The following is a 26,543-nucleotide window of genomic DNA, read 5'->3' on the forward strand; positions in this document are numbered from 1 at the left end:
GGTGGCGGCGGCCGCCGCAGGTCTGGGCGTGCTCTACGAGCCGGAGTTCATCGTCGCCGATGCCATTCGCCAGGGGGCGCTTGAACGGGTCACGCTTGACGCCCCGGCCGCCGATCTGGGGGGCATTCACCTGGTGCGTTCGTCCGATCGCATGCCGCCGGCGAAGGTTCGAGTGATGATCGATTTCCTGGTTGGAGCCTTCAATCCTGTTGCGCCGTGGTCACTGCCTTGATGTGAGTGACCCGTTGCGACCGGTAAGCCGCAACGGGAAGCGGGATCAGTCAGGTTTGATGTTGCTCATGCCCAGTCCAGAGGCCGGGAACCCTTGGTCCGACAGCGATTTGCGCTTGCTCAGCAGGGTTTCCTTCAAGAACAGGCTCACCACCAGGCCGATCCCCAGACTGCCCAGCGCCAGCAACAGGGTTTTCTCGATGCCGTAGTGTTGGGCGATGAAACCTGCCAGTGCGGGAGCCACAGCACCACCGAACAACTCCGCCGCGCCCACCACCAGCCCGGTCGCGGTGGCGATCTGCGAAGGCGTTACCGACTCGCTGGTCAACGGTCCGTTGATCACGCAAATCATGCTGAAGTTAAAGAAGGTCGTCATGAACAACAGGCCGAACAGCTTCAGCGGTTCGGCGCCGGTGTTGGTCAGCAGCCAGAGGAACAAGGCCGTGGCCACGAATGAAATCAGCAGCACCGGTTTGCGTCCGAAGCGATCCGACAGCGAGGGCATGATCATGTCCCCGGTGAACCCGCCGAAGCCGATGGCCGACATGACGAAGCCCATTTGTGGAATGCTCAGGTGCAGGTAATCGGTCAGGTAGTTGGCCGTCATCACGCTGACCACGAACAGGCAGGTCAGCGCGCAACACATGCAGATGATGTTCAGCGGCATGTTGCGGTGGCGCAGAACGGTCAGCCAACTGTGTTTCTCGACGGGTTCAGCGGTGGTGGTCGCCTTGGTGGTCTGCGGCCGGGTTTCCTTCAGGTTGCGGTAGATCAACCAGGCCAGGACGAACCCCGGCAGCGCCACGATCGCAAACACCCAACGCCACGACGGCACCACGGCGAGCAATTGTGTTGCAATGATCGGCGCCAGCCCCAGCCCGAGCAGGGGAAAGAACCCCAGCTGGATGCCCATGTTTCGACCGCGCCGCAGCGGATGAGAAACCTCGGCGTTGGTGGCGATCGAAGTGGTGGTGAACGCACCCTCGGCTACCCCCATGACGGCCCGGATCATCAGCAGCGAGGCGATACCCGAGGCCAGCCCCGAGACGCCGGCCAACAGTGAAAAGATGATCAACGAAGGGATCAGCACTTTGCGTCTGCCGATCGTGTCCGAGATACGACCGATCAGGATGGACGACAGCGCCCAGGCTAGAGCCAGTACTGCTGAAATGTTGCCCAGGTCCTGATAGTCCAGGGCCAGGTCTTTCATGATCGCCGGGAACAGCGGCAGGATGATGAAACGGTCCAGGCCGACCAGGCCAAAACCGAACGCCAGGAGCAGCACGGCTTTCCATTCGTAACGCGAGTCCCATGCAGGTTTGTTGTTGTTCATGGTTCGGGTTTCCAGTTTTCAGGGATGAGAGGTGCCCATGGCCCGGGGTTTCCAGGGCCAGGTGCGGCTCGGGAACAGCGGTTTAGAAGTAGAACAACGCATCCACGGTGGCGGTCATCTGATTGCGATCGCGGCCGTTTCCGAAGGGGTGATCCTCACGATTGCCGTCGAACCAGTCGTAGCGAAGTTCCGGGCGCAGCGAGAGGTAGCGGTTGACGTCATAACGAAAGCCGGCGGTGACGGCATTGAAGTCGCCGTGAGCGGCGCTGACCGGGAACAGGGCGAAACCATCCGGGTCGCTGAAGTGCTCGCCACGCACCGAGAAGGCCAGGTCTTTGCGATAGCGATAGGTCACCACCGCGTTCGCTCCCCACCACTTGGCGCCGTCAAAACCCGGACCGTTGACGATGTCGACAGTGCTCTGTTTACCGTCGCCCGCCTGATGGCCGTAGACCATTTCCGCGCCCATCGACCAATGCTCATCGAACGCATGCCAGCCGTTCACCGAGTGCTGTTGCTTGAGTTGACCGTCCGGAGAAATCAGCCGTTGGATCGGTGCCTGAACATCGTCGGTGCTGGAGTTCTCCTCATTACCGACGACGAACTCATAGTCGACCCACGTTTTCATGTCTGGCGTGCGCCAGCGCACGGCGCCAGTCAGCGATTTGCTGTCGTTGTTGTCACGCAGGTTGTTCCAGCCTTGCACCACGCCCAACTCGACACCCAGCACACCGCTGGCGTTGCTCATCAAGCGAGTGCCCATCAACACACCGGAGAACGTTCCCGGCTCCGAGACCAGGGCGTAAGTCTTGGTGGCGAAAGCGTTGCGCGCTTCGCGAATGTCCGGCGGGATTTCATAGCCGATTCCCGGGCCAAAGATCCCCGCCATGACGGTCAGGCCGGTGCCGATCGGCACGTAGGCGGTGGCGGCCAGGTTGGGTACGGCCAGGAACCGTTGTTTGTCCCGTTGAGCCTTGGCCGGATCATCGTCGCCGGGGGAGTTCACGCCCCAATGCATGTCCCAGCCGAAGGTGCGGGCGAACTGGGCATTGCGCCCATAGTTGCCCTCGAAGGTGAGACCGAACGAGAACTGCTCGGGGGTCGGACCGGGCAGGGGCGTGACCCTGGGAATGACGTTCGACTCCAACGGCTTATCGATGAACAAACGCAACGAGCCGAACTCCACGTTCTCGTCACCGGCACCGATGATCGGGAAATTGCTCATCCCGTCGTGCCGTTCGGAATGGGTCGAATTGTTGTTTCGCGAGAAGGTGGTCTCCGACAAACCGGAGACGATGATCCCGGTTTCTTTCTCAAAGTTGTCGCCGAAAATCGAGGTAAATAGCGCGCCTTCGCCCCGGTCTTCGGTCGGTGCGGCATGGGCGATGAGCGTTACGCAGGCGGCCAGAGCCGCACCAAGCTGAGTGATCTTGATGGTATGCATTGCCTTTTCTCTTGTTTTTTTAGGTAGGCGAAATCACTGCCCGCCCGGTTCAGGCGATGGCCTGAAGACGGGAGGGCAGCCTGTTGCTTGCGCGAGGTCTATCCCATACGCAGGATCGGTTTGACGGTCAGGCCGCTGTGAGCGTCGGCAACGGCCTGGTTGATGTCATCGAAGTCGTAGAAGCGCACCAGCTTGTCGAAGGGGAATCGGCCCTGGCGATACAACTCCAGCAAGCGCGGTATGAATACCGAGGGAATGCTTTCACCCTCGATGACGCCGCGAATAGTCCGGCCCTGGGTCATCACTTCGTTGACGTCGAAGCTCGCCTCCGTGCCGGCCGGTGGTGCCCCGACGATGGCGCAGGTGCCGCGTGCCCGCAGCGCGTCGATGGCTTGACGCAACACGGCAGGGCGACCACTGGTTTCAAGAGTGGTATGCGCACCGCCGCCAGTGATTCGGCGAACCTCCTGCACCGGGTCGACGTCGCGGCTGTTGATCACATGGGTCGCTCCCAACTCTTTAGCCAGTTCCAGGCGCCCGGGGGTGATGTCCACCGCAATCAGCGTGGTTACCCCGGCGATCCGCGCGGCCATCAGCGCGCTCAAACCCACGGCCCCGGCCCCGAACACCGCAAATGAAGTACCAGCCTTCGGCTGCAAGACATTCAGCACCGCGCCGGCACCGGTTTGCACGCCACAGCCCAATGGGCCCAATAACTCCAGCGGCAAGTCCTTGTCGACCTTGACGATGTTGCGGCGGTTGGCAATCGAGTAGGTGGCAAACGATGACTGACCAAAGAAGTGATCGTGGATCGCATGCCCGTGGCTATCCTGAGTCGAACCGCTGCCATCGAGGCGGCGGCCCCCAAAATTCAACGGGAAGGTGTGGGTGCAATACGTCGCCTCGCCGGTGCTGCAAGGTTCGCAGTGGCCGCAGGAGAGGTAGGTCATCACCACGTGGTCGCCGACGCTGAAGTCCTTCACATCGGCACCGACCGCCTCGATCACACCCGATCCTTCGTGGCCGAGAACCATCGGCAACGGGCAAGGGAAGTATTGGTCGCGCACGATCAGGTCGGTATGGCACACCCCGCAGGCCACCACCCGCACCAGCACCTCATCGGCGCGTGGCGCTTGCAGTTGAATCTCTTCCATCAGGAAGCGACCGCCTTTTTCCCGGATCACCGCTGCTTTGGCGCGGCGCAGGTTTGACTGTGGCTGTTGCATGAGCAATCACTCCTCGGGTCAGAATGGATAAGGACGTGGCGCGTGCTGCACGCTGATCCAGTGGTCGGTGGTGAAGGCTTCGATGATCCAGTCACCGTTGAAACGTCCCAATCCGCTGTTTTTCACCCCGCCGAACATACTGTTGGGACTGTCGTTGGCCGGAATGTCATTGATGTGCGCCATCCCTGCCTGAAGCTGCTGGGCAAAGCGCAAGCCACGGCCTTCGTCGCGGGTGAATACCGCGCTGCTCAAGCCATACTCGGTGTCGTTGGCCATGTTCAAGGCGTGGATTTCGTTGTCGGCGCGGATGATCTGCGCAATCGGGCTGAACAGCTCGGCCTGGGCCAGCGCCGAGTCGTTGCTGACCGGGCCGAACACATGCGGCGGCAACACCAGCCCCTGCGGCTCGCCGCCGAGCAGTTGCGGCAGGCCGTCGGCGCGGGCCTGGGCGATGTGCGCCAACGCACCGTCCATCTGACGTCGATTGATCAGCGGGCCGATCACAGTGTCGGCGGCGTCCGGGTCGCCAAACTTCAAACGCGACACCCGTTCGACGAACAGCTCGACAAAGTCGCTGTAGAGCGACCGATCAACAATGATCCGGTTGGTGCTCATGCAGATCTGGCCCTGGTGCAGGAAGCGCCCGACCACCGCGGCATGCACCGCATGCTCCAGATCGGCGTCATCGAGGACCACCAGCGGCGCGTTGCCACCCAGTTCCAGCGCGACATGCTTTAGGGTGCTGGCGGCGGCGATCTGCGCATTGATATGGCGGCCGACGTTGTTCGATCCGGTAAAGGAGATAAAGCGCAACGCGGGATGTTGAACGAACGCATCGCCAATCTCACTGTTCTGGCCGACCACGACATTCAACAGTCCGGCCGGCAGCCCGGCTTCTTCGTAGATCCGCGCCAGCAGCAGGCCGCCAGTGATCGGGGTTTCCTGCGATGGCTTCACCACCACGGCGTTGCCGAGGGCCAGCGCCGGGGCGATGGAGCGGTGTGACAGGTGCATTGGCCAGTTCCACGGGCTGATCACTCCGATCACCCCTAGCGGTTTGCGATAGACGCGGCTTTCCTTGTCGGCGATATCGATCGGCAGGATCCGCCCCACGACCCGGTTGGGGAAGGTTGAGGCTTCGAGCATGCCGTCGCGCACGGCAGCCCATTCCATGTTGGCTTTGGTGCGGGTGCTGCCGCTTTCGCGGATCAGCCAGCTGACGATTTCCTCGCGGCGGGTCTGCATGATCTGCACCGCCCGGTGGAATACCGCGCTGCGTTCGGCCGGCAATGTGCGCGCCCAATTCAGCTGTGCGGCCTGCGCGACCTGGCAGGCGTGCTCAAGGTCCGTGAGGTCGGCCAGTTGCAGTTCGGCGATCACGTCGCCGTTGTACGGGTTGGTGTCCAGCAACGGGCGACCGCTGCCGCCGCTGCGTTGCTCACCGTCGATGTATTGACCGGCAAAACCGGTGTAATGACTGGTGCTCATGATCTTCGCTCTCTATAGGATGGCGAGCGCCAGGCGCTCATGGGCGTTCTCAGCCTCGGCGCAAACGCGGGAACAGGCGCAGCGCATTGCCTCGGGCAATCGCTTCGTGCTCGCTGGCGCTCAAGCCTTCGAGCGCGCGGAAGTTGTTCACGTTGGCTTCGACGTTGGCGGCCGGCTGGAACGGAAAGTCCGTGCCGAACAGGATCTGCGACAGCGGCGCCAGCGTGCGTAAACCGTCGAAGGTCGGCTGGTTGGCCGACATCGCCACGTCGTAGTACAGCCGTTGCAGTTCCTCGATCACTTCGGTCCCCGGCTTGGGGGCCGGCTTCATCGCCGGCATGCCGGACAACAGCGCGATGCGTCGGGCAATCGAGGGCAACACACCGCCAGCGTGGGGCAGGATCAGGTTCAGGTCCGGGCAGCGCTTGAAGGTGTTGGAAAACACCAGGTCGATCACCGTCCGTGCGGTGTCCACCGGGAATTCAAACAACGGCGCCGGACGACCCAGGCCGACCGCGTCGAAGCATTGCGGCGAGGTCGGGTGCAAAAACACCGTGGCCTGACGACGGTTCAGCTCATCGAAAATCGGTGCCAGGTCTTCACTGCCCAGGTACTTGCCGTCGGCGTTGGTTTCGATCACCACACCGTCGAATTTCAATTCATCGAAGGCGTAGGCGATTTCTGCCAGCGACTCCTCAACGTGGGGCAGCGGCAATGTGGCGAAGCCGCCGAAACGGCCGGGGTGTTGCTGAATCACGGCGGCGGTGTCTTCGTTGATCGCACGGGCCAGGGCCACGCGTTCATGTTTTTCTTTGAGAAAGCCAACGCTGGGCGACGACACGGACAGGATCATCGTGTCGATATTGCCGGCGTCCATCACCGCGAGGGCTTTCTCCGGTGACCACTCCGGCACTGGATAACCGCCGTCCAGGGTCAGCAAGCCGGCCTTGGTCAGCGCGGCCTTATAGGTCGGTGACAGGCAATGGGCATGAACATCGATCAGGCCGCAGTGACAGCGCGCTGTCGAATCGGTTGGCAGGGACATGGGTAATCCTCGACTCAATACAATTGCAATTCGATCGGCAACCAGCGGTAGCTACCATCGCGTTCGACCAGATGGCCATGCCCGGGGAACGGGAAGTGATAGGACAGAACGGCGTAGCGTTTGCGTGCTACTTCTTCCAGGACTTTCATGCGGGTTTGGGCGGCCGCCGCATTGTCATAATCGAACAGGAAGCCCCATTGCGGCCGCTGCAACAGCAGGATCTGGTGGTGACACAGATCGCCCCAGAGCACGAGCGTCTGCGCCTGGCTTTCGATTTTGTACACGGTGTGGCCCGGGCTGTGGCCGGGGGTGCTGACGGCGGTGATGCCCGGCAGCAGTTCGAAACCGTCACCGATCAGGATGATGCGTTCCAGCTCCACGTACGGCGTGAGGTTCTTATGCGCACCCAGGAAGTGGTCGCGCATGTGTGGGTTCATCGCTTCGCCCTTGGGCGTCGAAAGAATGCTCAGGTCGGTCCAGTAATCCAGCTCCCGTGGGTCGATGGCGATCCGCGCATTGGGGTAGAGCAACTGACCGTCATCGTCCACCAGGCCCCAGCAGTGGTCGGGGTGGGCGTGGGTCAGCGCGACGATGTCGATGTCCGCCGGGTCGATCCCTGCGGCACGAAGGTTAGTGATGGCCTGGCCGGTTTGAGCACCGAAGGTCTTGATGCCGAACTCGGCGTTGACCCCGGACCCGGTATCGAACAGCACCAGTTGGCTGCCGGTGTTGACGATCAGGATATTCTGGTTGAGTGACATCCGGTCTTTGGGCAGAAAGTTGTCTTCCAGCAACTGGTCGATTTCCTTCGGATCAGCCCCGATGAAGGTCGGATGCGGGGCGCCCATGTGCAAGGGGCCGTCGGTAATTACCGTGCATTCGAATTCGCCATGCATGAAACGGGTCCAGCCACCTTGCAGTTGCTGAGTGAATGAAGCGCTCATAGGTCACCTGTCTGTTGTTTTTGTCGAGTTGATTGAGAGGGGGGCGCTGCTTAGCTTCTGATCCAGGCCTTGCCCCAGGAGTTGAGTGAGTATTCGCAGTGCGGCCAGACACCGGCTTCGCGTTCCGGGCCGGTCACTTCCAGTTCGCTGGAGATCTCCAGACGGTTGCGGTCGGCATCCACCACCATGAAGAACAGGTTGTTGCCGGGACCATGGCGGCCGGGGCCGAAGAAGATCGTGATGCGCTCTGTGGCGAAGCGATCACCCCAGTCGCGAATGTCGTTCCATTCGTTGGTCTCGTAGCAGTGGTGATCCAGTTCGTTGCGCGAGCCACGGAAGAACGCCAATGAATGGTGTTCGTTGTCCGAGCGCATGAAGCGGGTCATGAGTGCGCCGTTGGCCTCATCGACGACATCGTCGGACACGGTGAAACCGACCTTGTTGATGTAGAAGTCCAGCACCGCTTCCAGCTCGGTGGTCTGGAACACTACGTGCTGCAAACGGCCGGGCATGCCGGGGTGGCTGGCGTCGGGAATGTCCCGGCCAACGCCGAACAGCAATTGCCGGCCCTGGGGGTCGCGGATGCTGAAGGCGTTGTCTTCCAGCAACGGCGAGCGGACGTCCTCGGTCTGGCAATCGCGAGCCTGCAGGTTGATGCGCAAACGGCTGAGGCTGGCCTGGTCGGCGACACCATAGGCGGCGGCGAGAAAGCCGTTACTGTCGGCCGGGCTGATCAAGACCGCGCGTTGCGGCCCGGTCAACACCCAGGTGCCATCGGCTTGTCGGTAGCCCTGCAAATCGAGCATGCGTGAGTAGAAATCGACCTGGCGCTGCGGCTCTTTGCTGGAGAGGTGCAGGTATAACAGGCGCGCGGGGGTTTGAGTCTGCAACGTATGCATGACGGTCTCCTTGGCGGTGATTACGGAGTAAGGGTTTCGACGAGGGGGCCGGGCAGGTCGATCGCGGCACTGGCCGGGACCTGGTGAATACCCAGCAGAGCGGCGAAACCGTCGGCGATGGTTTGCTCCTCGGCGAGGGGGAAAATCGCCGCGACATACCGGTCGGGACGCAACAGCAACAGTTGCCCCGATGGCTCGCCGAGCAAGGTCGCGAGGGCGCCGTCGCGGTCTATCCAAACAGGGTCTGTGCAGGCAGAATCGATCGTGCTGCCCTTGGGCAGAACCAGGATTCGCCGTGCTTCGAGGCGATCCCACAGCGGGTGTTGCAATGCACTTAGTCGACTGTCGACGCGGGAGGCGTATTGCAGCAGGGCGAAACCGGTGCCGAGGACTTTATCCAGCAGCACTGAAGTGCCCGTGGCGTCCACGACCGTCGGCTGCGGGAACATCTGCCCGCAACTCAATTGGCCGCTGCTGCCGGTGCCGATCACCAGGCCCTGGGTGAAGCGTGGCTTGGGCTTGAAGCGCATTTGCAAGAAGTAGTCGCGCAGCGGTGGCAGCAGGCCGATCACTCGGAAGGCCGCGCTGATCAGGTTCGCCCGCCAGACACTGGAAGGTGCCATGACCACACCCAGGCCCAGGGCCAGTTTGATCAATGCCCAGGCATGATCGCGGCGTTCGGTTTCATAGCTGTCCAGCGCATCGCTGCTCAGGTGTCCCTTGAACACACCGGCCAGTTTCCAGCCCAGGTTGTGGGCATCACGCACACCGCTGTTCATGCCTTGCCCGGCGTAGGGCGGGGTCAGGTGCGCGGCGTCACCGGCGAGGAAGATCCGGCCTTCGCGCCAGCGCTCGGCCACCCGGGCGTGGAAGGTGTACACGGTCTTGCGCACGATGCAGATCGGCTTGTCACCACGAAAGGGTTTGACCAAGCCTTTGATCCGCTCTTCGTCGAGCATCTCTTCGTCGCTTTCATCGGCCTTGAGCATGAACTCGTAGCGCCGGGTGCGATGGGGCCCAGGAACATCCACGGTCGGACGGCGTGCGTCGCAATACATCCGGCATTGCCAGAACGGATCGTCGTCCTGATCGGTGTCCACCACCAGCCAGCGCGACTGGAAGCTCGAACCGACCATGTTGATACCCAGCTGTTTACGCACCGGGCTGCGGCCGCCGTCGCAGGCCACCAGATACCGCGCCTTGACGGTCAGGATTTCTCCATTGGCATCGCGCACGCTGGCGGTAACGCCCGTCACGTCCTGCTCGACATCCAGCAATTCATGGCCGAAGCCCACGCGCAGGTTGTCGAAGCGATGCATGCCTTCATGCAGGGTGGCTTCGAACAGTGGCTGGCGAAATGCGTTGCGTTTGGGGAAGCCATACAGGGTTGAAGTCGGCTCGACCTTGCCGAAGCAACGGCCGCCCGGGCGAGTGTAGTAATGCACGCCGTAGCCGGGCACGACATCTTTGAGCACGGCTTGATCCATGCCCACGGCCTGCATGGTGCGCAAGGACTCATCGTCGATCGACACCGCCCGTGGTTCTCCCACCGTGCTCTGTTTGCGATCGATGATGAACGTCTCCACACCTGCCTGGCCCAGGTAGTTGGCCAGCGTCAGACCGGTGGGGCCGGCGCCGCTGATGAGCACGCCGGTGTTGATAATCTTGGAAGTGGTCATGATCAATACCGATGCTGTTTAGTCCAACGGCCGGGGACGTCCGGAAAAAGCCTGCATGAGTTGCGAAAGCTTCTGTGCCAGTTCCGCCACTTGCTGCCCGTATTCGTCATCGCGTTCGGGATCGCATTCACTGTCCTGACGTACGCAACTGATACTGCCGATGGCCTTGCCGTCGCTGTCGAAGATCGGCGCCGCGACCCCGCAAATGCCGCTGTCCACTTCGGCCCGCGAGACGACATAACCCTTTTTGCGCAGGCGCTGCATCGAGCGACGAAATTCCTCCCAGTTCTGCCCCAGATTGCTCAGGCGAACCTCTTCGTGCTTCTCCAGGTACAGGCGGTTGTGCTGGCGTGAACCCAGGTTGGCGAGAATGGTCTTGGAGGTCGCGCCGAGGAACAACGGGCGTGGCGTGCCACGGGTGTAGCTGACTTCACTGGCGAGGCTGCCGCTCTGGTGCACGCAGACCACCTGGTCCTTGAACAACCGGCAGGTCAGCCAGACTTGTTCTGCGCTCCATTGCGGGAACTCGCGCTCAAGTTGATTGGCGGCGCGCACCAGCGGATCGCTGACGCGCAGTTGCCGATCCCAGGTGATGATCCGCGCACCGAGTGCATAGCGGCCGGCTTCAACCTGGAACAGCAAATCCACGTCGGCCAGTTCACGCACATAGCGGTAGATCGTCGAGCGGGTGAAGCCCATGGCAGCGCCCAGGTCGTCGACGGTCCACACCGGTTGGTGCTCGGTGAACAGGTCCAGCACTTTGAGCATGCGCTCCAGGCTGGAACCCTTGGTGTCGGCGGCGCTTTCTGTTGCCTCGGCCAGCGCTTGGGCCGCAGCGGGTTTGTTGGCGTCAGTCATGGTTCAAATCTCGTCCGTGATGGTGTTGCGAAGAATGTCGAGGCCGGAAATTTCCACTTCGACCACGTCGCCCGGTTTCATCCACACCGGCGGTTCACGGAACGCGCCGACGCCGCCGGTAGTGCCGCTGACGATCACGTCGCCGGGTGCCAGTTCAGTGAAGGTGGTGCAGTACTCGATGAGTTTGCGCACGTCGAAAATCATGTCGCTGGTGTTGGTGTGCTGCATGATTTCGCCGTTCAGCCGTGTGGTCAGTTCCAGCGCCTGCGGATCGGGGATCTCATCGGCGGTCACCAGCCATGGACCGAAGCCACCGGTTTGCGGGAAGTTTTTACCGGGCACGAACTGAATCGTATGTTTCTGCCAGTCACGCACGCTGCCATCGTTGTAGCAGGCGTAACCGGCCACATAGTCGAGGGCGTTTTCGGCTTTGACATGGCGCGCTTTCTTGCCGATGACGATCGCCAGCTCACCTTCGAAGTCCAGCTTGTGCGAGGCCTTCGGGCGCAGGATGGATTGCAGGTGCGCGGTCTGGCTGTCGGCGAAGCGGGTGAAGATCATCGGGTAGGTCGGCATGTCCCGGCCGGTTTCGCGGACATGGGTGGCGTAGTTGATGCCGATGCACAGCACTTTGCCTGGGTTGGGGATCACCGGCATGAAGGTGACGTCGCTCAGGGCCACCCGTGGCAGTGCGGCAAGGCTGGCCGGGGTCAGGCTGTTCAGCAGACCGTGGGTGATCGCGGCTTTCAAGTCGTAGCCCAGGTCGGCCTTGAGCGGTTGCAGGTCGATGACCTGGTCGCCTTCGACAATGCCGTAGGTCGGGATTCCCTGGTAGAAGAAACTGGCAATTTTCATGGTGTGTCTCCTGAAAGGATTAATAAGTCGGGGTAGGGTGAGAAGCGTTGTAGCGGCGCTGGCTGAAATGAATCGCCAGCAGCGCGCACAAGGCAATCAGGCTGGGAATCAGTGCCGCCATGAAAACCTGCTGGACATGCCAGCCAAGGCCGACCATCAGGCCGCCGAGCAACGGACCGAGGATCGATCCGATCCGGCCGACACCCAGCGCCCAGCCGATACCGGTGGAGCGAATTTCTTGTGGATAGAGTTCGGCGGCCAAGGCGTTCAGCCCGGCCTGAGCGCCCTGAACCAGCACGCCCATCAAAAACAGAATGGTCAGGAAACTGGCGGCCTGGAGCGGCAACATCACCAGCAGCAGAACCAGCACCTGATAGGCCAGAAACTGCGCAATCAGCACACGATGGGCGCCGAGTGCATCCATCAACTTGCCTTGCACCAGGGAGCCGATGACACCACCCAGGCTGAACAGCACGATGGCCTGGATGCCGGTATGGGCGGGAAGTTGGGCGCTGCTCAATACCGTCGGCACCCAGCTCATGATCGAGTACAAAATCAGCAGGTTCATGGCATAGGGCAGCCACAGCAGCAGGGTACGACGCCACATGCCTTGCTCGAACAGGCGGCGTGGCGAAACACGCGGCGCAGTCGTCAATGGGCGATTAAACAGCGAGTCGGGAAGGGTTTTCAGATTCGGTGCCAACCGTGAAACGATTCTGAGCACGTGATCGCGGTTGGCCGGTGTACGCGACAGGAACTCCACCGACTCCGGCAAACTGCGCCACAACAGGTCGGCGATGATCAGCGGCAGCAGTGCACCGCAGATAAACACTGCCCGCCAACCCAGGGCCGGCAACAGTTGTTCGGCAATCAAGCCAGCCGCCATAGCCCCCAGTGGCATGCCGCAAAACACCAACGTGACTGCACTGCGAGCATGACGTTTGGGGGTGTATTCGCAGACCAGGGCAATCAGATTAGGGATGGCGCCGCCCAAGCCCAGGCCGGTGAGAAATCGCGCCAGCAACAATTGTTCGTAGGTCTGGGTCACGGCGGTGAACAGCGAGAACACACTGAAGGTCACGACGCAGCCCAGCAGGACTTTTTTGCGGCCGATGTGATCAGCCAAGGGCGCCAGGCTCAACGCACCCACCATCAGTCCCAGCAGGGTACTGGCGAACACCGGGCCAAAACTGGCCGGTTGCAAGCCCAACGATTCAGCCATCGGGCCGACCAGAAAGCCCATGACTTGCGTATCGAAGCCGTCGATGGCGGCAAGGATCACGCACAGGCCGATCAATTCAAGCTGCAGACGCCCCATGGGACGTTGGTCAATCACGTCACTCAGGACGTTTTCTGTTTCAGGCACGGTTTGCATGGCATGGACTCTTCTTTTTGTTTTAGCGGCCCGTTTTTCGGCAGGTGGGCCATGGAGTCAATCTAGCGCCGATCAAAAATTCTGTAAATAGAGATTTAACAAATATTTCGTATTGTGGGATTTTTATAAAATATTGCTGTGGGAGAAGTGTGGCTGCTGGAGGGATGAAAAGTCGTCGAGGGGCGAGCGGGCGCGCGCAGGGAGAGTGGCGGGGAAGGGGGAAGGTGGCAGGTTTCGAAAACCGGCGATGGTCAAACGAACGCAGGGTGGTATTCGCCAATGCGATTCAAGGCGCATTGGCGAATACGATGGATCGATTACGTGATACTCGGCATCAGTTTCCAGGCGCTGCACAGGCCGCAGCCACCGTGGGTGTTTTCGACGACCGTGATTCTTGCGACAAAATGAACAGCAGACCGAGCACCGGGATGATCGCTGCGGCGAACGGGATGGCGGCGGCACCCAGGTGGCTGTCGATCACGGCGCCACCGATGAAACCGCCCAGGGCATTGGCGATGTTGAAGGCCGAAATGTTCGCCGTCGCCGCCAGTTCAGGCGCCTTTGAACCGTACTTCATCACTCGCATTTGCATCGGCGGCAGGTTGGCAAACGTCGTCACGCCATAGATGAAGGCCGCGATCAGGAACAACCATTTGTAAGGGGCCAGGAAGCCGACCAGCACCAGCGCGGCGATCATTGCGATCGGCCAGACGATCAGCGAGCGGTGAAGGTTGGCGTCAGCGGTGCGGCCGCCGATGCTGTTGCCGACGACCAGGCCGGCACCGACAACCACCAGCACCCAAGTGATTGCACTGCGGTCAAATCCGGCGATCTGTTCGGCAACCGGTGCGATGTACCCGTACAGCGTCATGAAGCCGACCCAGCCGAGCATGGTGAAGGCCAGGCTGGCCAGAAGGTTGCGGTCACGAAAAACCGAGAGCTGGGCCAGTACCGAGGCCGGTTTGTCTTCGGGGCTGCGTTGGATCGTGACAGCGATCATCAGCATCGCGACGACCCCCATGACCGCGACGACGAGAAACGTGCTGTGCCAGTCGAAGGCATTGCCGATCCAGGCACCCGCCGGTACGCCCAGCACGTTGGCGAGGGTCAGGCCGCCGAACATCTGACCAACCGCTCTGCCGGCCATGTTGTCGGCCACCATGCGTGTCGCGACGACCGCGCCGATCCCGTAGAAGGGGCCTTGGGTCAGGCCCGCCACCACACGGCTGATAATCAGCGTCGTGTAGTCGGTGCTAAAGGCGGCAATCAGGTTACCGGCGACAAACAGTCCCATGAGCACGATCAGCACATTGCGTTTTTCGAAGCGTGCCAACCACAACGTCAGGAGGGGGCCGCCGATCACAATGGCGAGGGCATAGGCGGTGATCAGGTTGCCTGCTTGTCCGGTGCTGATTTTCAGGCTGTCGGCCACCTGGGGCAGGATGCCCGCGATAAGAAATTCGGCGGTGCCGATCGCGAAGGCGGAAAGGGTCAGGATCCAGATCTGAATCGGCATTCTTGAAGTCAGTGACATGAAAGCTCTCCTTTCGTAAAAGTCAGTTGATCAGTGCACCGCCATCGATATCGATGACGGCGCCAGTGATAAAGGGATTGTCGATAACGCTCAGGTAGCCCATGGCAAGGTCTTGCGCACGACCAAACCGGCCCGCCGGCAAACTGGCGGCGGCGCGTTCGAGCATGGCGTGGCGAGCCTCGCTGTTCATCGCCTGGTAAGCCTCGGTATCCGTCAGGCCAGGGCTGATGACGTTGACGCGAATGGGGCTGAGCTCCCGCGCTAGGATCTTGGCCACGGCTTCAAGCGCGGCGTTCATGGCGGTCTTGACGAAGGTGCCGGGTACGGTTCTGCGAGCCAGAAAGCCTGAGGTCAGCGTCAGCGTGCCGCCAGGGCGGATATGTTTTGCGGCCGCCTTGGCGACGGCGAGCGAGCCCCAGAACTTGACGTCGAAAGCGGCTTTCGCCTCACTCATGTTGACGTCCGTCACTTTGCCGCCGGGGGCCTGTGAACCGGCCGTGAAGACGACGTGATCGACCCGGCCGAGGGCGGCGAAGTACTGCTCCACGGATTGTTCGTCGCTGATGTCCAGCCCGGTGCGGCGACTGGCGCTATTGACCTGGCCAGGTCGCGCGGCCAGTGCGGTGACCACTGCCTGGCCGATCCCGCTGTTACCGCCGATGACGACAGAGACGGTGTTTTCAGTGAAAGTCATGGTGAGTCTCCTGTGGAACGGGTTCGGAAAAGACGGCTTCGAGAAGGGGCCCACCGGGGGCGCGGAAGAACAGGCGACGTTCCTGCAGCTCTTCCAGGTCCATGGTTGAGTAACGAATGCCCAGGCGTTCAAGCTTCTGCCGGAATGCGCCGTACCCTTCGATGCGAAAACCCACGTGGTCAATCGCTTCGGCGGCGTGGTCGATGCCATAGCCTTGGGTGCCGATGATGTGAACCAGTGGCTGGCCATCGGTGTACAGCCAGTGGCCGGGAATTCGTTTGATGGCTTGCGGACGTTCGCCGTCCTGCAAATCGAATACGGTACGAAAGAAATCGCGGGTGCCAGCGATGTCGCGAGTCCTGATGGTGAAGTGATCAAGGTGCATGGCTATCTCCTGCCGGTTGTTGTTGCGAAGATAGACATTGCGCAGAAATTTGATAATTGCTTAGGATTCGAAATTATATTTCGGGAATTCCGAAGAAATGACCCTGGATAACCTGGCGCTGTTCCTGATGATCGTCGAGAAGGGCGGCCTCTCTGCCGCAGGCCGGGAGCTGGGGCTGTCTCCCGCTTCAGTCTCCGAGCGTCTGGCGATGCTCGAGGGCTATTACGGCGCGAGTTTGCTCACCCGCACAACGCGCTCTATCAGCCTGACTGACGAAGGTCGACTGCTGGCCGATGGGGCCCGCCGCCTGCTGGCCGAAGCCGATGAACTGGAAAGCAGCATCCGCTTGGGGACGCAAAAAATCTCCGGGCTCATTCGTCTAAGCGCGCCGGTCGATCTCGGGCAATCGCAGATCGTGCCGATCCTTGACCGGTTTCTGGCCGAGCATCCCTCGGTGACAATCGACCTCAATCTCACCGATGGTTTCGTCGACCTGGTCAGTCAAGGGATCGACTTTGCTGTGCGTTACGGGCTATTGGCAGACAGCACGCTACGGTCCAAGCCGATTGGCGAGAACCGGCGCGTGGTCTGCGCGGCACCTCAATACCTTGAGCGCAATGGCACCCCGGAACACCCGGACGATCTGGCGCAGCATGACTGCATCGTCATGCGTTTTGGCACCAACATCGATCGGGTCTGGACGTTCCGTGTGGCGAGCGAGGCTTATCGCGTAGTGGTCAGGGGGCGGAGGGTGGCGAATAACGGGGGGCTGGTCAGGCAGTGGTGCCTGGACGGGCACGGCATCTGCAACAAATCCGTTTGGGATGTCCAGGCAGATCTCGCCGCTGGACGACTGGTGGAAGTTCTGCCTGATTATTCGCCCGGTCAAACGGCGCTGCAGATTGTGTATCCACCGGTTCGTGTCCTGCCGCGCCGTGTCCGGGCATTGATTGACACCATCAGCTCGGAACTGGCGCTGGAAGCGGGCGGCTGACCGGCAACGCCGTACCGTCTTAAGAATGGGCTGGATAGTCGATATAACCGCGGCTGTCGCCACCGAAAAAGGTCGCGGGGTCGGGTTCGTTCAACGGTAGGTTGTCTCGCAGGCGTACAGGCAGGTCCGGATTGGCAATAAACGGCCGTCCGAACGCGATGATGTCGGCTCGACCCTTTGCCAACGCCTGCTCGGCACTTTCGCCGGTGTAGCCGCCGGCCAACATCAGCACGCCACGGTGCAGCGTTCTGAGCTGGTGGATGATTTCATCCCAGCGCGGGTCGAAATTTTCATCCTTCACGGTCCCGACAACGGCCGGTTCCACCAGGTGCAGATAGGCCAGGTTCCAGTCGTTGAGCCGGCTGACGATATGGCTGAAGGTGGCTTGCGGTGTTTCGTCCCCCATGCCCATGAATCGGCCCATCGGTGTCAAGCGCACCCCGACCCGTTCCGCACCCACTTCGTCGACAACGGCCTCGACCACTTCCAGCAGCAGACGGGCGCGGTTTTCAATGTTGCCGCCGTAGCTATCCTGGCGATGATTACTGTTGCTGTTGATGAACTGGTCGAGCAGGTAGCCGTTACCGGCGTGAATTTCGACCCCGTCCATGCCCGCGCGGATGGCGTTACGTGCCGCGCGGCGATAGTCGCCGATGATCTCCTGGATGCCCTCGAAGGTCAGTTCCTGAGGGACAGGAACATCACCCCAGATGCCATTGCCTTGATCATCGACAATGAAGGTCTTACCGGGTACCGGCAGTGCGCTCGGCGCGACCGGCAGTGCGCCATCGGGCTGGAAGGTCGGATGGGAGACGCGACCGACATGCCACAACTGCATGAAGATCGTGCCGGCGCGGCTGTGAACGGCCTCGCTAACGGCTTGCCAGGCCTGGACCTGTTCTTCGCTGTAGATGCCCGGGGTCCATGCGTAGCCCTGGCCTTGTCGGGAGATCTGCGTGGCCTCGGTGATGATGAAGGCCGCGCCGGCGCGTTGCCGGTAATACTCGACATTCATTTCGGTCGGTACATCGCCAGGTTGGCCGGCACGGGAGCGTGTCAGCGGGGCCATGGCCACCCGGTGTTGCAAGGTGGAAGCGCCCAGCGCGATCGGTTGAAAAAGATGAGTGCTCAAGGTGTTACTCCTTGGAAAAGTTGTCACGTTTTGCGTAAGGTAAGAAAGGCGCTCGGCCGGGCATGGGCCAGCGGCAAAGCGCGCAGGGTGGTCAGAGGCCGGCCAGGGTTTCGTCCAGCCAGTCGAAGATGGTCTGATGCGCGCGAAACATCGCGCCCATATGGCAATGCTCACCGGCACCTTCTGCCTCGGTCAGCGTCACCATCTGTTTCGCTGAATTCAGCGCGGCGTGGATTGCCTGAGGCTGGCCTTTGAGGAACTGGTCGCTCTCGGCATCGAGCACCAGCGTCGCCGCGGTGATATCGCCGGCAATACCGGCCAGCGTGTAGAGCTTGCTCTTACGGACGAACTCGCTGGGTGAGGAGGTGCCGAAGGTCCACATACCGTTCTGCATGGCCCAGCGCGGGCCGGTTTTGAGGGCCATGATCATTCGCAGCACCGAATCGGCCTCGTCGTCTTTCTGCGCATGGATCCACGACACCAGGTACGGCGGCAGCATGTGTTCGAAGGCGGTATGGAAGTCCAAAATGCCGTCGTCGAGGATGATTGCCGCAGGCCGGTGATCGAAGGCGGCGGCACGGGCGACAAGGTAGCTGCCCAGGCTGTAGCCGAACAGAGCGATCTTGTCTGGTGCCACTTCCTTGCGGGTCAGGGCGAAATCGATGACCGGCGTGATCACTTTTTCCCAGTCATGACGGAACGTCAGTTTCGACTCGCGGATGGCCGCACCCTGGCCAGGGCCGTCGAACGCGAGCACGTTGTAGCCACGACTCAAGGCTGCCGCACCGATGGCGACATACGATTCCTCTTGGGTCGAATCGAAGCCGTTGTTGTAGATGATGGTTGGTTTGGGTTCGCCGGTGCGGTCGGCCAGGAACAGATAGCCGGGCAGCGTCGTATTCTCGTAGGGGATCTCGACGATCTCGAAAGGCGTATCGAGCAGTTGGGCGGCCTGAATGAAGGTCTGCGTTGAGCGACCGGATAACCGGGCTACATCGGCATCGTTGACCGGACTGACGCGCTTGAAGAACTCTGCCGTACGGTAGTAATTCGAGGCGCGAAAGAAGGCTTGGCACGCACTGACGTGATGGCCTGCGGCAAGTGATTTCTCGCCGATTTTCGCCACGCGATCGGCCGTGGCTTCCCACTGTGTCAACCAGGCGTTTTCATCGCCTTCAGGAATGGCGCGTGCCGTTACCAGGACCTCACCGAGGTCGGCGCCGCCGTAGTTGGCGAAACCGGCCGTGCGCAGGGTTTCGAAAGAAAAAGATTCGTCTTCAAACAGGAATTTCATGGACGTCCTCCTAGGGCTTGGCGAAAGAAAAGCGATTGCGTTTATCGGGTGGCGACTGAGCGTGACGTCTGGAACAAAAGGTGATTACCGATGCGGCTGCCCTGGTCGCGCAGATACCTGCCGAGCGCCAGTTGCTGGGGTTCCCAGTGGATGAGCGCCTGGTCGGGATCGTCTGGAAAGGTTTCCAGGACCGTCAGCAACGAGAGGGCGTTGGCAGCGGCCTTCGATGTACTTGCAGCGGTGTGAGGCCTTGGAATGGAGGCGGCATCGCCGAGCAGAATGACGCGACCGTCGACCATGTGATCGACCGCAAGATCCCGGATCGCCTGGGCAAAGGGTTGCGTGGTGGCGCTGACCACGGCACGCAAAGGCGCCGGCAGCAGCGCATCGGCCTCACGATAAAGGTGCTCGCGCCAACGGGACGCGAGCTTTCCCTCGGGAATCGAATAGCCACGGTCGCGACCCTCTGCGTCGGTCATGATGTTGTGCAATTGCGCGTTATCGGCGACGCGATACCAGACCCAGTTGTAGAGCCGGTGTCCAGGGCGCGTATCGTTGTCATCACCGGGAACGAGATAGCCGAGGATGTGCGAGCGCACGTTGCTGGCGAAACTGAAATCACCCAATAAGGCTTCACGGGCGACGGCCGGCATTTCGTCTTCGCGGACCAGGCCACGCCAGGCCAGATAACCGGCGTAGGTCGGTTGTTCATCGGGCCACAGCAGATGGCGCACAGTGGAGTTGCTGCCATCGGCACCCACCAGAAGGTCAGCCGTCTCTTGGGTTCCGTCCTCGAACAGCGCCGTTACGCGGTGGTCCGGCGTTTGGCTGACGCCATTCAGTTTGCGGCCCTGGTGATAATGTTCCTCACCGAAAGCCGCCCTCATTGTCGAGTAGATGAGCGACCACGATGTTTGGGTCTGGGGCGCAACATGCTTGCTCTGGATCGAGCCGTCAGGCCTGAATACAGTGCGTGTCCGGGACTGGACGCCGAGCTCAAGCGCCTGGAGGTCCACACCGGTCTGACGGAAAACCTCGATGACTTCGGGTTGAAGAACAATGCCTCCACCACGGCTGTCGAGGTTGTGCGGCGAGCGCTCATAAATATCGACCTCCCACCCGGCACGTCGCAGCAAGTTGCCCGTGAACAGGCCGCCGAGCGATCCGCCGATGATCAGTGCACGTCGATGAGACAGTCCAGGCGTCTTCATGGGTTCACGCTCCGACGATCGCTTTCGCGGCTAAAAAAGTACTGAGGAAAAATGAACGTTGATGTGACATCGATCAGAGTTGGCATGATTGCACCTCGCTTGGATGTCACTGTAGGTCGTAGCGGCAGGCTTGATAATTGGGCAAAATCGGCGAGGCTCATTGCACAAAACGCAAAGGTGGTACATGGACACATTCGCAGCGCTGAAGGCCTTTGTCGCGGTTATCGAGAGCGGCGGTTTCGCGCCCGCCGGGCGGCAGATGGGGGTGGCCACTTCGTCGGTGACACGCCAGGTCGACGCCTTGGAGAGAAGCCTCGGGACACAGCTGCTCAACCGATCGACACGCAGCGTGACCTTGACCGGCATGGGCGAGAGCTATTTCGAGCATGCGGTGCGTATTCTGGGAGACCTGGAAAACGCCAACCTTGAAGTCAGTGAGGCGGCAGGCCCGCCTCGTGGGCTTTTGAGGGTGAGCCTGTCTGTGACGTTCGCGCGCCTGCATATCGCTCCTGCCATCCCGGCCTTTGCCAGGCTGTATCCAGAGATTCGGCTGGATCTGACGTTGTCGGACGACGTTGTCGATCTGGTGGGGGAGCGGCTGGACCTGGCCATCCGCCTAGGCAGCGTCGAAACTTCAAGCGTTGTCGCACGCAAGATTGCACCTCATCGCCGGTTGGTGTGTGCGAGTCCGGAGTACTGCGATCAGTGGGGAACACCTCGATCGCCCGCCGATCTTGCCAGCCATAATTGCCTGACCTTCTCCTACACCCGAGGCCATAGCCTCTGGCGGTTTTCGGGACGTTCCCAGGAGTCCGTCCGCGTCAGCGGCAGTCTGCGCACGAACAATTCCGAGGTGCTTCGAGAAGCGGCGATTGGTGGCATGGGCCTGGTTCTGCTGCCTAGCTGGCTCGTCGGAGCCGATATCGAGGCCGAGCGCCTGCGCGTCGTTCTACCTGAATGGGAGGTAGGGCTCGGGGGGGATGGCGGCGCCATTTACGCGGTGTACCAGCCTAATCGTCGGGTCTCGAAAACGGTCCGTGCGTTTGTCGACTTCCTTGTCGAGCGTTTCGGTTCTCCACCGTATTGGGATGCGTCGAGTGACATCTGAGTCGTCGAATAAATGCTTTGCCATCAGGCGAAATCGGTTCTCTGGGAAACCGTTTCCCATTGCGCTATTTCCGCCTGCAGCGTCGCGAGCTTTTCTTTCACGAATTGCAGCGCGTCGCGACCTAGCAACAGGTGGGCAGGAGGCGTCGGCGAGGCCACGACCTGCATGATGGCCAGGGCTGCCTTGAGCGGATCGCCGGCTTGCTGGCCGCTGCGTTCCAGTCGTGCCTTGCGTTGACTGTCGAAAGTCGCGTCGTAGTCGCCGATGGAGCGTTCTGCCCGGACCATGGAGCGGCCGGCCCAATCCGTGCGAAAGGCACCGGGTTCAATGGCGGTGACCGCGATGCCGAACGGCCTGACCTCTTTGCCCAGAGTCTCGGAAATACCTTCCAGCGCGAATTTGCTGCCGTGATAAACCCCAAGTCCTGGGAACGTGGTCAATCCGCCCATCGAGGTAATGTTCAGGATGTGCCCGCTGCGACGCTCACGCATAAACGGCAGCACAGCCTTGATCATGGCCACGGCACCGAACACGTTGACCTCGAATTGCTGGCGAAAATCTTCCAGCGATGATTCTTCGATCAAACCCTCATGACCGTAGCCGGCGTTATTGACCAGTACATCGATGGCACCAATAGTGGTTTCGATGTCTGCGACCACACCCGGGATGGTGGTGCTGTGGGTAACGTCCAGCAGGCGTCCGAACGAGTAGCCGGGTTTCAGTTGATCGAAATCTTGGCGTGCGGCCTTGTTGCGCACCGTGCCGACGACGCGGTGTCCGGCTGACAGCAGGGTCGTGGCCAGCGCCTTGCCAAAACCGGAGCTGACGCCGGTGATCAGCCAGGTTTTCTGTGGTTGTCGAGTCTGGTGTTCGATAGACATGATGATTCCTCCGATGATGCGCAGAGTCTTCAGGGTTCCCTCGGGACGGACAATACGCCGGATTTGACTCAGGCCTTGAAGTCATTCTTCATAATGCATGTGGTATAAAAATCGATTTTGCGGGGGGGGCGATCATGCGCCAGGATCAACTTGATGGGCTCGTGACCTTTGTCTGTGTCGCCGAGCATTCCAGTTTCTCCGCAGCGGCGGTCAGGCTGGGTGTTTCACCTTCGGCCGTCAGCCAGGTCATCCGCAATCTTGAGCGGCGTCTGGGAACCGCGTTGTTCAATCGCACCACCCGTAGCGTGGGGCTGACCGAGGCCGGTATCGGATTTTTGGCCAAAGTACAGCCCGCCGTGAACGTGTTGACGTCAGCGGCGCTGGAACTGGGCGACACGACGGGATCGCCCTCCGGGCTGCTGCGCTTGAACGTCCCTCGCTCAGCCTACATGTCGATTCTGCAACCCATGTTGTCGGCCTTTTTAGAGACGTATCCGCAGATCGATCTGGAAATCAGCATGGAGAATGCGTTCGTCGATATCGTTCGGCTGGGCTTTGACGCCGGCATTCGCTTTGGCGATTTTGTCGAGCGCGACATGGTTGCCATCAAGGTCGGCCCGAAAGTGCGCATGCGCATTATTGCTTCTCCCGCCTATCTGGCGCGTCACGGCATGCCCGAGCATCCCACCGACCTGCTCAATCACAACTGCATTTGCTTTCGATCCTCCGGCGGCGTGATCGAGCGCTGGGATCTGGCCAAGGGCAAGGAAACCCTGCAACTGCCCGTGCGCGGCCGACTGATTGTCAATGATTCGGCCGCCCTGGTGCAAAGTGCGCTGGACGGCAACGGTATCGGTTACATGATCAGCGGCTACATCGACCGGTTCATCGAGCGTGGCGAGTTGGTCAGCCTGTTCGAAGACTGGGGGCCGGAACTCCCCGGGTTCACGTTGTATTACTCCGATCGCCGCCGGGTGACCCGCAAGCTCAGGGCGCTCATCGACTTCTTGCGTGATCCGTCGGGGGGGCATTTTTCCGATGCGCCGCCGTTACACCCATCGGAGTCGCTACGAATTCTTTGAAGGCTGAACTCAGTCTGTTGCCATCGTTCATGCGGGCCCCGTCATTAGTTACCCACGTTTGATCACTCTTGTTAGTCGGACTTCAAAGCCTATGAAGGCTGTGTAAATTCTCTGAGGGCCGAGTTGGTCCTAGGATGGCCGGTAGCGTTTTGATCAGTGGCGGAGTCTGCCGAGCCGCTAACCCATTGACTGGCAAGAGGTGAACATGGCTCAGACTTTGAAGATAAATGGAACCGTGCACACGGTCGATGTCGACGACGACACCCCGTTGCTCTGGGTTCTGCGAGATGTACTCGGTATGACGGGCACCAAATTCGGTTGCGGCATGGCCTTGTGCGGTGCGTGCACGGTGCATATGAATGGTGTGGCGTTGCGCTCTTGCGTATTGCCGGTGAGTGCGGCCGCCCAGGCCGACATCACCACCATCGAGGCGGTCGGCGATACCACCGCCGGAAAGAAAATCCAGCAGGCCTGGCAGGCGCTGGAGGTTGTGCAATGTGGCTACTGCCAGTCCGGGCAGATCATGTCCGCCAGTGCGTTGCTGGCGAGCAATCCCAACCCGAGTGACAGCGATATCGATAACGCGATGTCGGGCAATATTTGTCGCTGCGGCACCTATGTGCGAATTCACGCCGCGATTAAACAGGCCGCCGGTCAGACGACGTTCGTCAAGGTGGGGGCATGAGCATGAAGGTCGATACAGTCACAGTCTCGCGCCGAGGATTTCTGAAAATCGGTGCGGCCAGCGGCGGCGGTTTGCTGCTGAGTCTTGCGTTGCCAGGGGCCATCGGTGACAGCTTCGCCGACTCTGCCCAGGCGTTCGAGCCCAATGCATTCATCCGGGTTGACCGCCAGGGCAAGGTAACCTTCACCATCGCGCAGGTGGAGATGGGGCAGGGGACTTACACCTCGATCCCGGTGTTAATCGCTGAAGAGCTGGCGGTGCGGCTCGATCAAGTGGTGATCGAGCACGCCCCGGCCGATAACAGTCGTTACGCCAATCCGTTGCTGGGGTTTCAAGTGACTGGTGGGTCGACGTCGATCCGTAGCGCCTGGGAGCCATTGCGTCAGGCTGGCGCGACTGCCCGCACGCTGTTGATTCAAGCGGCAGCGCTGCAATGGGGGGTTGCCCCCAGCGGATGTGTGGCCCGCGAAGGCGTTGTCCGTCACGAGCCCAGTAAGCGCACCCTTGCCTATGGCGAGTTGGTAGAGAAGGCCGCGACGTTGCCGGCCCCGGAAAAGGTTGAGCTGAAAACCCCGGAGCACTTCCAGTTGATCGGGCTCACGAGCAAGCGCACCGATTCGCCGGGCAAGGTCAACGGTAGCGCTTTGTATGGCATCGATGCCCGGCCGGACGGGGTCAAGGTCGCCGCAGTGATGGCCTGTCCGGTCATCGGCGGCACCCTCGCCAGTGTCGATGAGCGTGCCGCCATGGCGGTCAAAGGCGTGCTGCGGGTCATTCGGATCGAGAACGCGGTGGCTGTGGTTGCCGAGCATATGGGCGCGGCGCGCAAAGCGCTGGCCCTGCTTGATATCCAATGGAACGAAGGCGCCAATGCGCAATATTCCACGGCGCAAATGCTGACGGCGATCGAACAGGCGTCGCAGCCGGCCGGCACGGTGGTGCGCAACGTTGGCAATGCCGAGCAGGCGCTGGCGCAAGCCGACAAAAAATTCGAGGCGGTCTATCAGGTGCCCTTTTTGGCCCATGCCTGCATGGAGCCGATGAACTGCACGGTGCATGTCCGGGCGCACGGCTGCGACCTGTGGCTGGGGACTCAAGTGCCGGCTCGCGCGCAAGCCGTGGCCGCGCAGCTGACCGGGTTGGCCGAGGCCCAGGTTCAGGTGCACAACCACCTGTTGGGCGGTGGCTTTGGTCGTCGACTGGACGTGGATTTTGTCGCCCAGGCTGTAGCGTTTGCGAAGCAGGTCGCGTTCCCGCTCAAGGTCATTTGGTCCCGGGAGGAAGACACCCGTCACAGCACGTTGCGCCCTTATCATTTCAATCACCTGAGTGCCGGGCTGGATGCGCAGGGCCGGCCGATTGCGTGGACGCACAAAGTCACCGGCTCCTCGATCCTCGCCCGCTGGTTGCCGGCGCGTTTCGCCAACGGCGTCGATGGCGATGCCACGCGCGACCCGAGCGGCCCCTACGATTTTCCCAACATCGGTGTCAGCTACATCCGCCATGAGCCGCCAACAGGCATCACCACCGGTTTCTGGCGGGGCGTCGGGCATACGCAAAACGTGTTCATGGTCGAAGGGTTCATCGATGAACTGGCCGCCAGTGCCGGCCAGGATCCGGTGGCCTATCGCCTGGCGCTGTTGGACAAGCATCCTCGGGCGCGCAAAGTGCTGGAGGCTGTCGCGCAAAAGTCAGGGTGGGGAACGCCCCTGGAAAAGGGTCATGGCCGGGGTGTCGCCCTGACATTCTGCTTCGGTACTTATGCCGCCCAGGTGGCGGAGGTGAGTGTCGATCCACGTGGGCAGGTCAGCGTGCACAAGGTGACGTGCGTGGTGGATTGCGGTCGATCCATCGTTCCCGACAGTGTTGTGGCGCAGATGCAGGGCGGGGCTGTTTTTGGTCTGAGTGCCTCCTTGTTCGGCAACATCACCTTCAAGGACGGGCGAATTGAACAGGGCAATTTCGACACCTATCGCGTGTTGCGGATGAATGAAACGCCCGTCATCGAAACGCACCTGCTCGACAGCAATGAAACACCCGGCGGGATCGGTGAAGTGTCCACGGTGACGATTGCGCCGGCGGTGGTGAACGCGGTGTTTGCGGCGACGGGAAAGCGGCTGCGCAAGCTGCCTGTCGATCCCCGTGAACTGGCAAGTTCCTGAGTCG

Annotated in this window: 24 protein-coding genes; 6 read left to right on the plus strand and 18 right to left on the minus strand. The window is 61.0% G+C overall.

Going from position 1 to position 26,543, the window contains the following annotated elements:
- A partial coding sequence (locus tag PMI32_RS28300; RefSeq protein WP_032828538.1) for a LysR substrate-binding domain-containing protein occupies nucleotides 1-232 on the plus strand: 232 nt, incomplete at its 5' end.
- 45 nt (nucleotides 233-277) lie between these two features.
- Here PMI32_RS28300 and PMI32_RS28295 read toward each other — a convergent pair.
- The 14 genes from PMI32_RS28295 to PMI32_RS28230 all read right to left on the minus strand — a co-directional run bounded on the left by PMI32_RS28295 (nucleotide 278) and on the right by PMI32_RS28230 (nucleotide 15,990).
- Nucleotides 278-1,564 (minus strand): MFS transporter, encoded by a 1,287-nt coding sequence (locus tag PMI32_RS28295; RefSeq protein WP_008023993.1) that lies wholly within the window; start codon nucleotides 1,562-1,564, stop codon nucleotides 278-280.
- A gap of 82 nt (nucleotides 1,565-1,646) precedes the next feature.
- Nucleotides 1,647-3,008 (minus strand): outer membrane beta-barrel protein, encoded by a 1,362-nt coding sequence (locus PMI32_RS28290; RefSeq protein WP_008023994.1) that lies wholly within the window; start codon nucleotides 3,006-3,008, stop codon nucleotides 1,647-1,649.
- Nucleotides 3,009-3,106: 98 nt separating this feature from the next.
- On the minus strand, nucleotides 3,107-4,234 hold the full coding sequence (locus PMI32_RS28285; RefSeq protein WP_008023997.1) for an NAD(P)-dependent alcohol dehydrogenase: 1,128 nt from the start codon (nucleotides 4,232-4,234) through the stop codon (nucleotides 3,107-3,109).
- Nucleotides 4,235-4,252: 18 nt separating this feature from the next.
- On the minus strand, nucleotides 4,253-5,722 hold the full coding sequence (locus tag PMI32_RS28280; protein WP_008023998.1) for an aldehyde dehydrogenase family protein: 1,470 nt from the start codon (nucleotides 5,720-5,722) through the stop codon (nucleotides 4,253-4,255).
- A gap of 49 nt (nucleotides 5,723-5,771) precedes the next feature.
- The gene (locus tag PMI32_RS28275; protein WP_008024000.1) at nucleotides 5,772-6,767 is read right to left on the minus strand and encodes an amidohydrolase family protein; all 996 of its coding nucleotides are present in this window, start codon (nucleotides 6,765-6,767) and stop codon (nucleotides 5,772-5,774) included.
- Nucleotides 6,768-6,781: 14 nt separating this feature from the next.
- Nucleotides 6,782-7,711, minus strand: a complete 930-nt coding sequence (locus PMI32_RS28270) for an MBL fold metallo-hydrolase (protein WP_008024002.1) — start codon at nucleotides 7,709-7,711, stop codon at nucleotides 6,782-6,784.
- 50 nt (nucleotides 7,712-7,761) lie between these two features.
- Nucleotides 7,762-8,610: a VOC family protein gene (locus tag PMI32_RS28265; RefSeq protein ID WP_008024004.1), complete on the minus strand. Its 849-nt coding sequence runs from the start codon at nucleotides 8,608-8,610 to the stop codon at nucleotides 7,762-7,764.
- Nucleotides 8,611-8,630: 20 nt separating this feature from the next.
- Nucleotides 8,631-10,289: a bifunctional 3-(3-hydroxy-phenyl)propionate/3-hydroxycinnamic acid hydroxylase gene (locus PMI32_RS28260; protein ID WP_008024006.1), complete on the minus strand. Its 1,659-nt coding sequence runs from the start codon at nucleotides 10,287-10,289 to the stop codon at nucleotides 8,631-8,633.
- Nucleotides 10,290-10,307: 18 nt separating this feature from the next.
- Nucleotides 10,308-11,147, minus strand: a complete 840-nt coding sequence (locus PMI32_RS28255; RefSeq protein ID WP_008024008.1) for an IclR family transcriptional regulator — start codon at nucleotides 11,145-11,147, stop codon at nucleotides 10,308-10,310.
- A 3-nt stretch (nucleotides 11,148-11,150) separates the two neighbouring features.
- Nucleotides 11,151-12,002, minus strand: coding sequence for a fumarylacetoacetate hydrolase family protein (locus PMI32_RS28250; RefSeq protein ID WP_008024009.1), 852 nt, complete (start codon nucleotides 12,000-12,002; stop codon nucleotides 11,151-11,153).
- A 19-nt stretch (nucleotides 12,003-12,021) separates the two neighbouring features.
- Entirely contained in the window at nucleotides 12,022-13,377 is a 1,356-nt protein-coding gene (locus tag PMI32_RS28245; RefSeq protein ID WP_008024012.1) for an MFS transporter, read from the minus strand.
- A gap of 334 nt (nucleotides 13,378-13,711) precedes the next feature.
- The gene (locus PMI32_RS28240) at nucleotides 13,712-14,911 is read right to left on the minus strand and encodes an MFS transporter (RefSeq protein ID WP_008024014.1); all 1,200 of its coding nucleotides are present in this window, start codon (nucleotides 14,909-14,911) and stop codon (nucleotides 13,712-13,714) included.
- A 22-nt stretch (nucleotides 14,912-14,933) separates the two neighbouring features.
- Nucleotides 14,934-15,605, minus strand: a complete 672-nt coding sequence (locus PMI32_RS28235; RefSeq protein WP_008024017.1) for an SDR family oxidoreductase — start codon at nucleotides 15,603-15,605, stop codon at nucleotides 14,934-14,936.
- Nucleotides 15,592-15,990, minus strand: a complete 399-nt coding sequence (locus PMI32_RS28230; RefSeq protein ID WP_008024020.1) for a VOC family protein — start codon at nucleotides 15,988-15,990, stop codon at nucleotides 15,592-15,594. Before PMI32_RS28230 ends, PMI32_RS28235 begins: the two co-directional genes overlap by 14 nt.
- Nucleotides 15,991-16,087: 97 nt before the next feature.
- On the opposite strand from PMI32_RS28230, the gene PMI32_RS28225 reads away from it, so the two are divergent.
- A complete protein-coding gene (locus PMI32_RS28225; RefSeq protein WP_008024023.1) occupies nucleotides 16,088-16,984 on the plus strand; it encodes a LysR family transcriptional regulator in 897 nt (298 codons plus the stop codon).
- Nucleotides 16,985-17,003: 19 nt separating this feature from the next.
- Here PMI32_RS28225 and PMI32_RS28220 read toward each other — a convergent pair whose 3' ends face one another.
- The 3 genes from PMI32_RS28220 to PMI32_RS28210 form a co-directional block, all read right to left on the minus strand.
- The gene (locus PMI32_RS28220; RefSeq protein WP_008024024.1) at nucleotides 17,004-18,116 is read right to left on the minus strand and encodes an alkene reductase; all 1,113 of its coding nucleotides are present in this window, start codon (nucleotides 18,114-18,116) and stop codon (nucleotides 17,004-17,006) included.
- 91 nt (nucleotides 18,117-18,207) lie between these two features.
- The gene (locus PMI32_RS28215) at nucleotides 18,208-19,410 is read right to left on the minus strand and encodes an alpha/beta hydrolase family protein (RefSeq protein ID WP_008024026.1); all 1,203 of its coding nucleotides are present in this window, start codon (nucleotides 19,408-19,410) and stop codon (nucleotides 18,208-18,210) included.
- A 41-nt stretch (nucleotides 19,411-19,451) separates the two neighbouring features.
- On the minus strand, nucleotides 19,452-20,621 hold the full coding sequence (locus PMI32_RS28210) for an FAD binding domain-containing protein (protein ID WP_008024028.1): 1,170 nt from the start codon (nucleotides 20,619-20,621) through the stop codon (nucleotides 19,452-19,454).
- A 184-nt stretch (nucleotides 20,622-20,805) separates the two neighbouring features.
- Here PMI32_RS28210 and PMI32_RS28205 point away from each other — a divergent pair, with 184 nt between their 5' ends.
- Nucleotides 20,806-21,729 carry a LysR family transcriptional regulator gene (locus PMI32_RS28205; RefSeq protein WP_008024030.1) on the plus strand — a complete coding sequence of 308 codons (924 nt, stop codon included), beginning with the start codon at nucleotides 20,806-20,808 and terminating at the stop codon, nucleotides 21,727-21,729.
- Between the two features lie 23 nt (nucleotides 21,730-21,752).
- Here the strand turns inward: PMI32_RS28205 and PMI32_RS28200 are convergent, their stop codons facing one another.
- The gene (locus PMI32_RS28200; RefSeq protein WP_008024032.1) at nucleotides 21,753-22,610 is read right to left on the minus strand and encodes an oxidoreductase; all 858 of its coding nucleotides are present in this window, start codon (nucleotides 22,608-22,610) and stop codon (nucleotides 21,753-21,755) included.
- A 134-nt stretch (nucleotides 22,611-22,744) separates the two neighbouring features.
- Here PMI32_RS28200 and PMI32_RS28195 point away from each other — a divergent pair, with 134 nt between their 5' ends.
- The 3 genes from PMI32_RS28195 to PMI32_RS28185 all read left to right on the plus strand — a co-directional run bounded on the left by PMI32_RS28195 (nucleotide 22,745) and on the right by PMI32_RS28185 (nucleotide 26,539).
- The gene (locus PMI32_RS28195; RefSeq protein WP_008024034.1) at nucleotides 22,745-23,692 is read left to right on the plus strand and encodes a LysR family transcriptional regulator; all 948 of its coding nucleotides are present in this window, start codon (nucleotides 22,745-22,747) and stop codon (nucleotides 23,690-23,692) included.
- 205 nt (nucleotides 23,693-23,897) lie between these two features.
- Complete coding sequence (locus PMI32_RS28190; protein ID WP_008024036.1) at nucleotides 23,898-24,377, plus strand: (2Fe-2S)-binding protein; 480 nt, start codon at nucleotides 23,898-23,900, stop codon at nucleotides 24,375-24,377.
- On the plus strand, nucleotides 24,374-26,539 hold the full coding sequence (locus tag PMI32_RS28185) for a xanthine dehydrogenase family protein molybdopterin-binding subunit (RefSeq protein ID WP_008024038.1): 2,166 nt from the start codon (nucleotides 24,374-24,376) through the stop codon (nucleotides 26,537-26,539). The genes PMI32_RS28190 and PMI32_RS28185 overlap by 4 nt, the downstream gene beginning before the upstream one ends.
- Nucleotides 26,540-26,543: the final 4 nt, after the last annotated feature.

The sequence above is a fragment of the Pseudomonas sp. GM60 genome (assembly GCF_000282415.1).
Taxonomy (GTDB): Bacteria; Pseudomonadota; Gammaproteobacteria; order Pseudomonadales; family Pseudomonadaceae; genus Aquipseudomonas; species Aquipseudomonas migulae.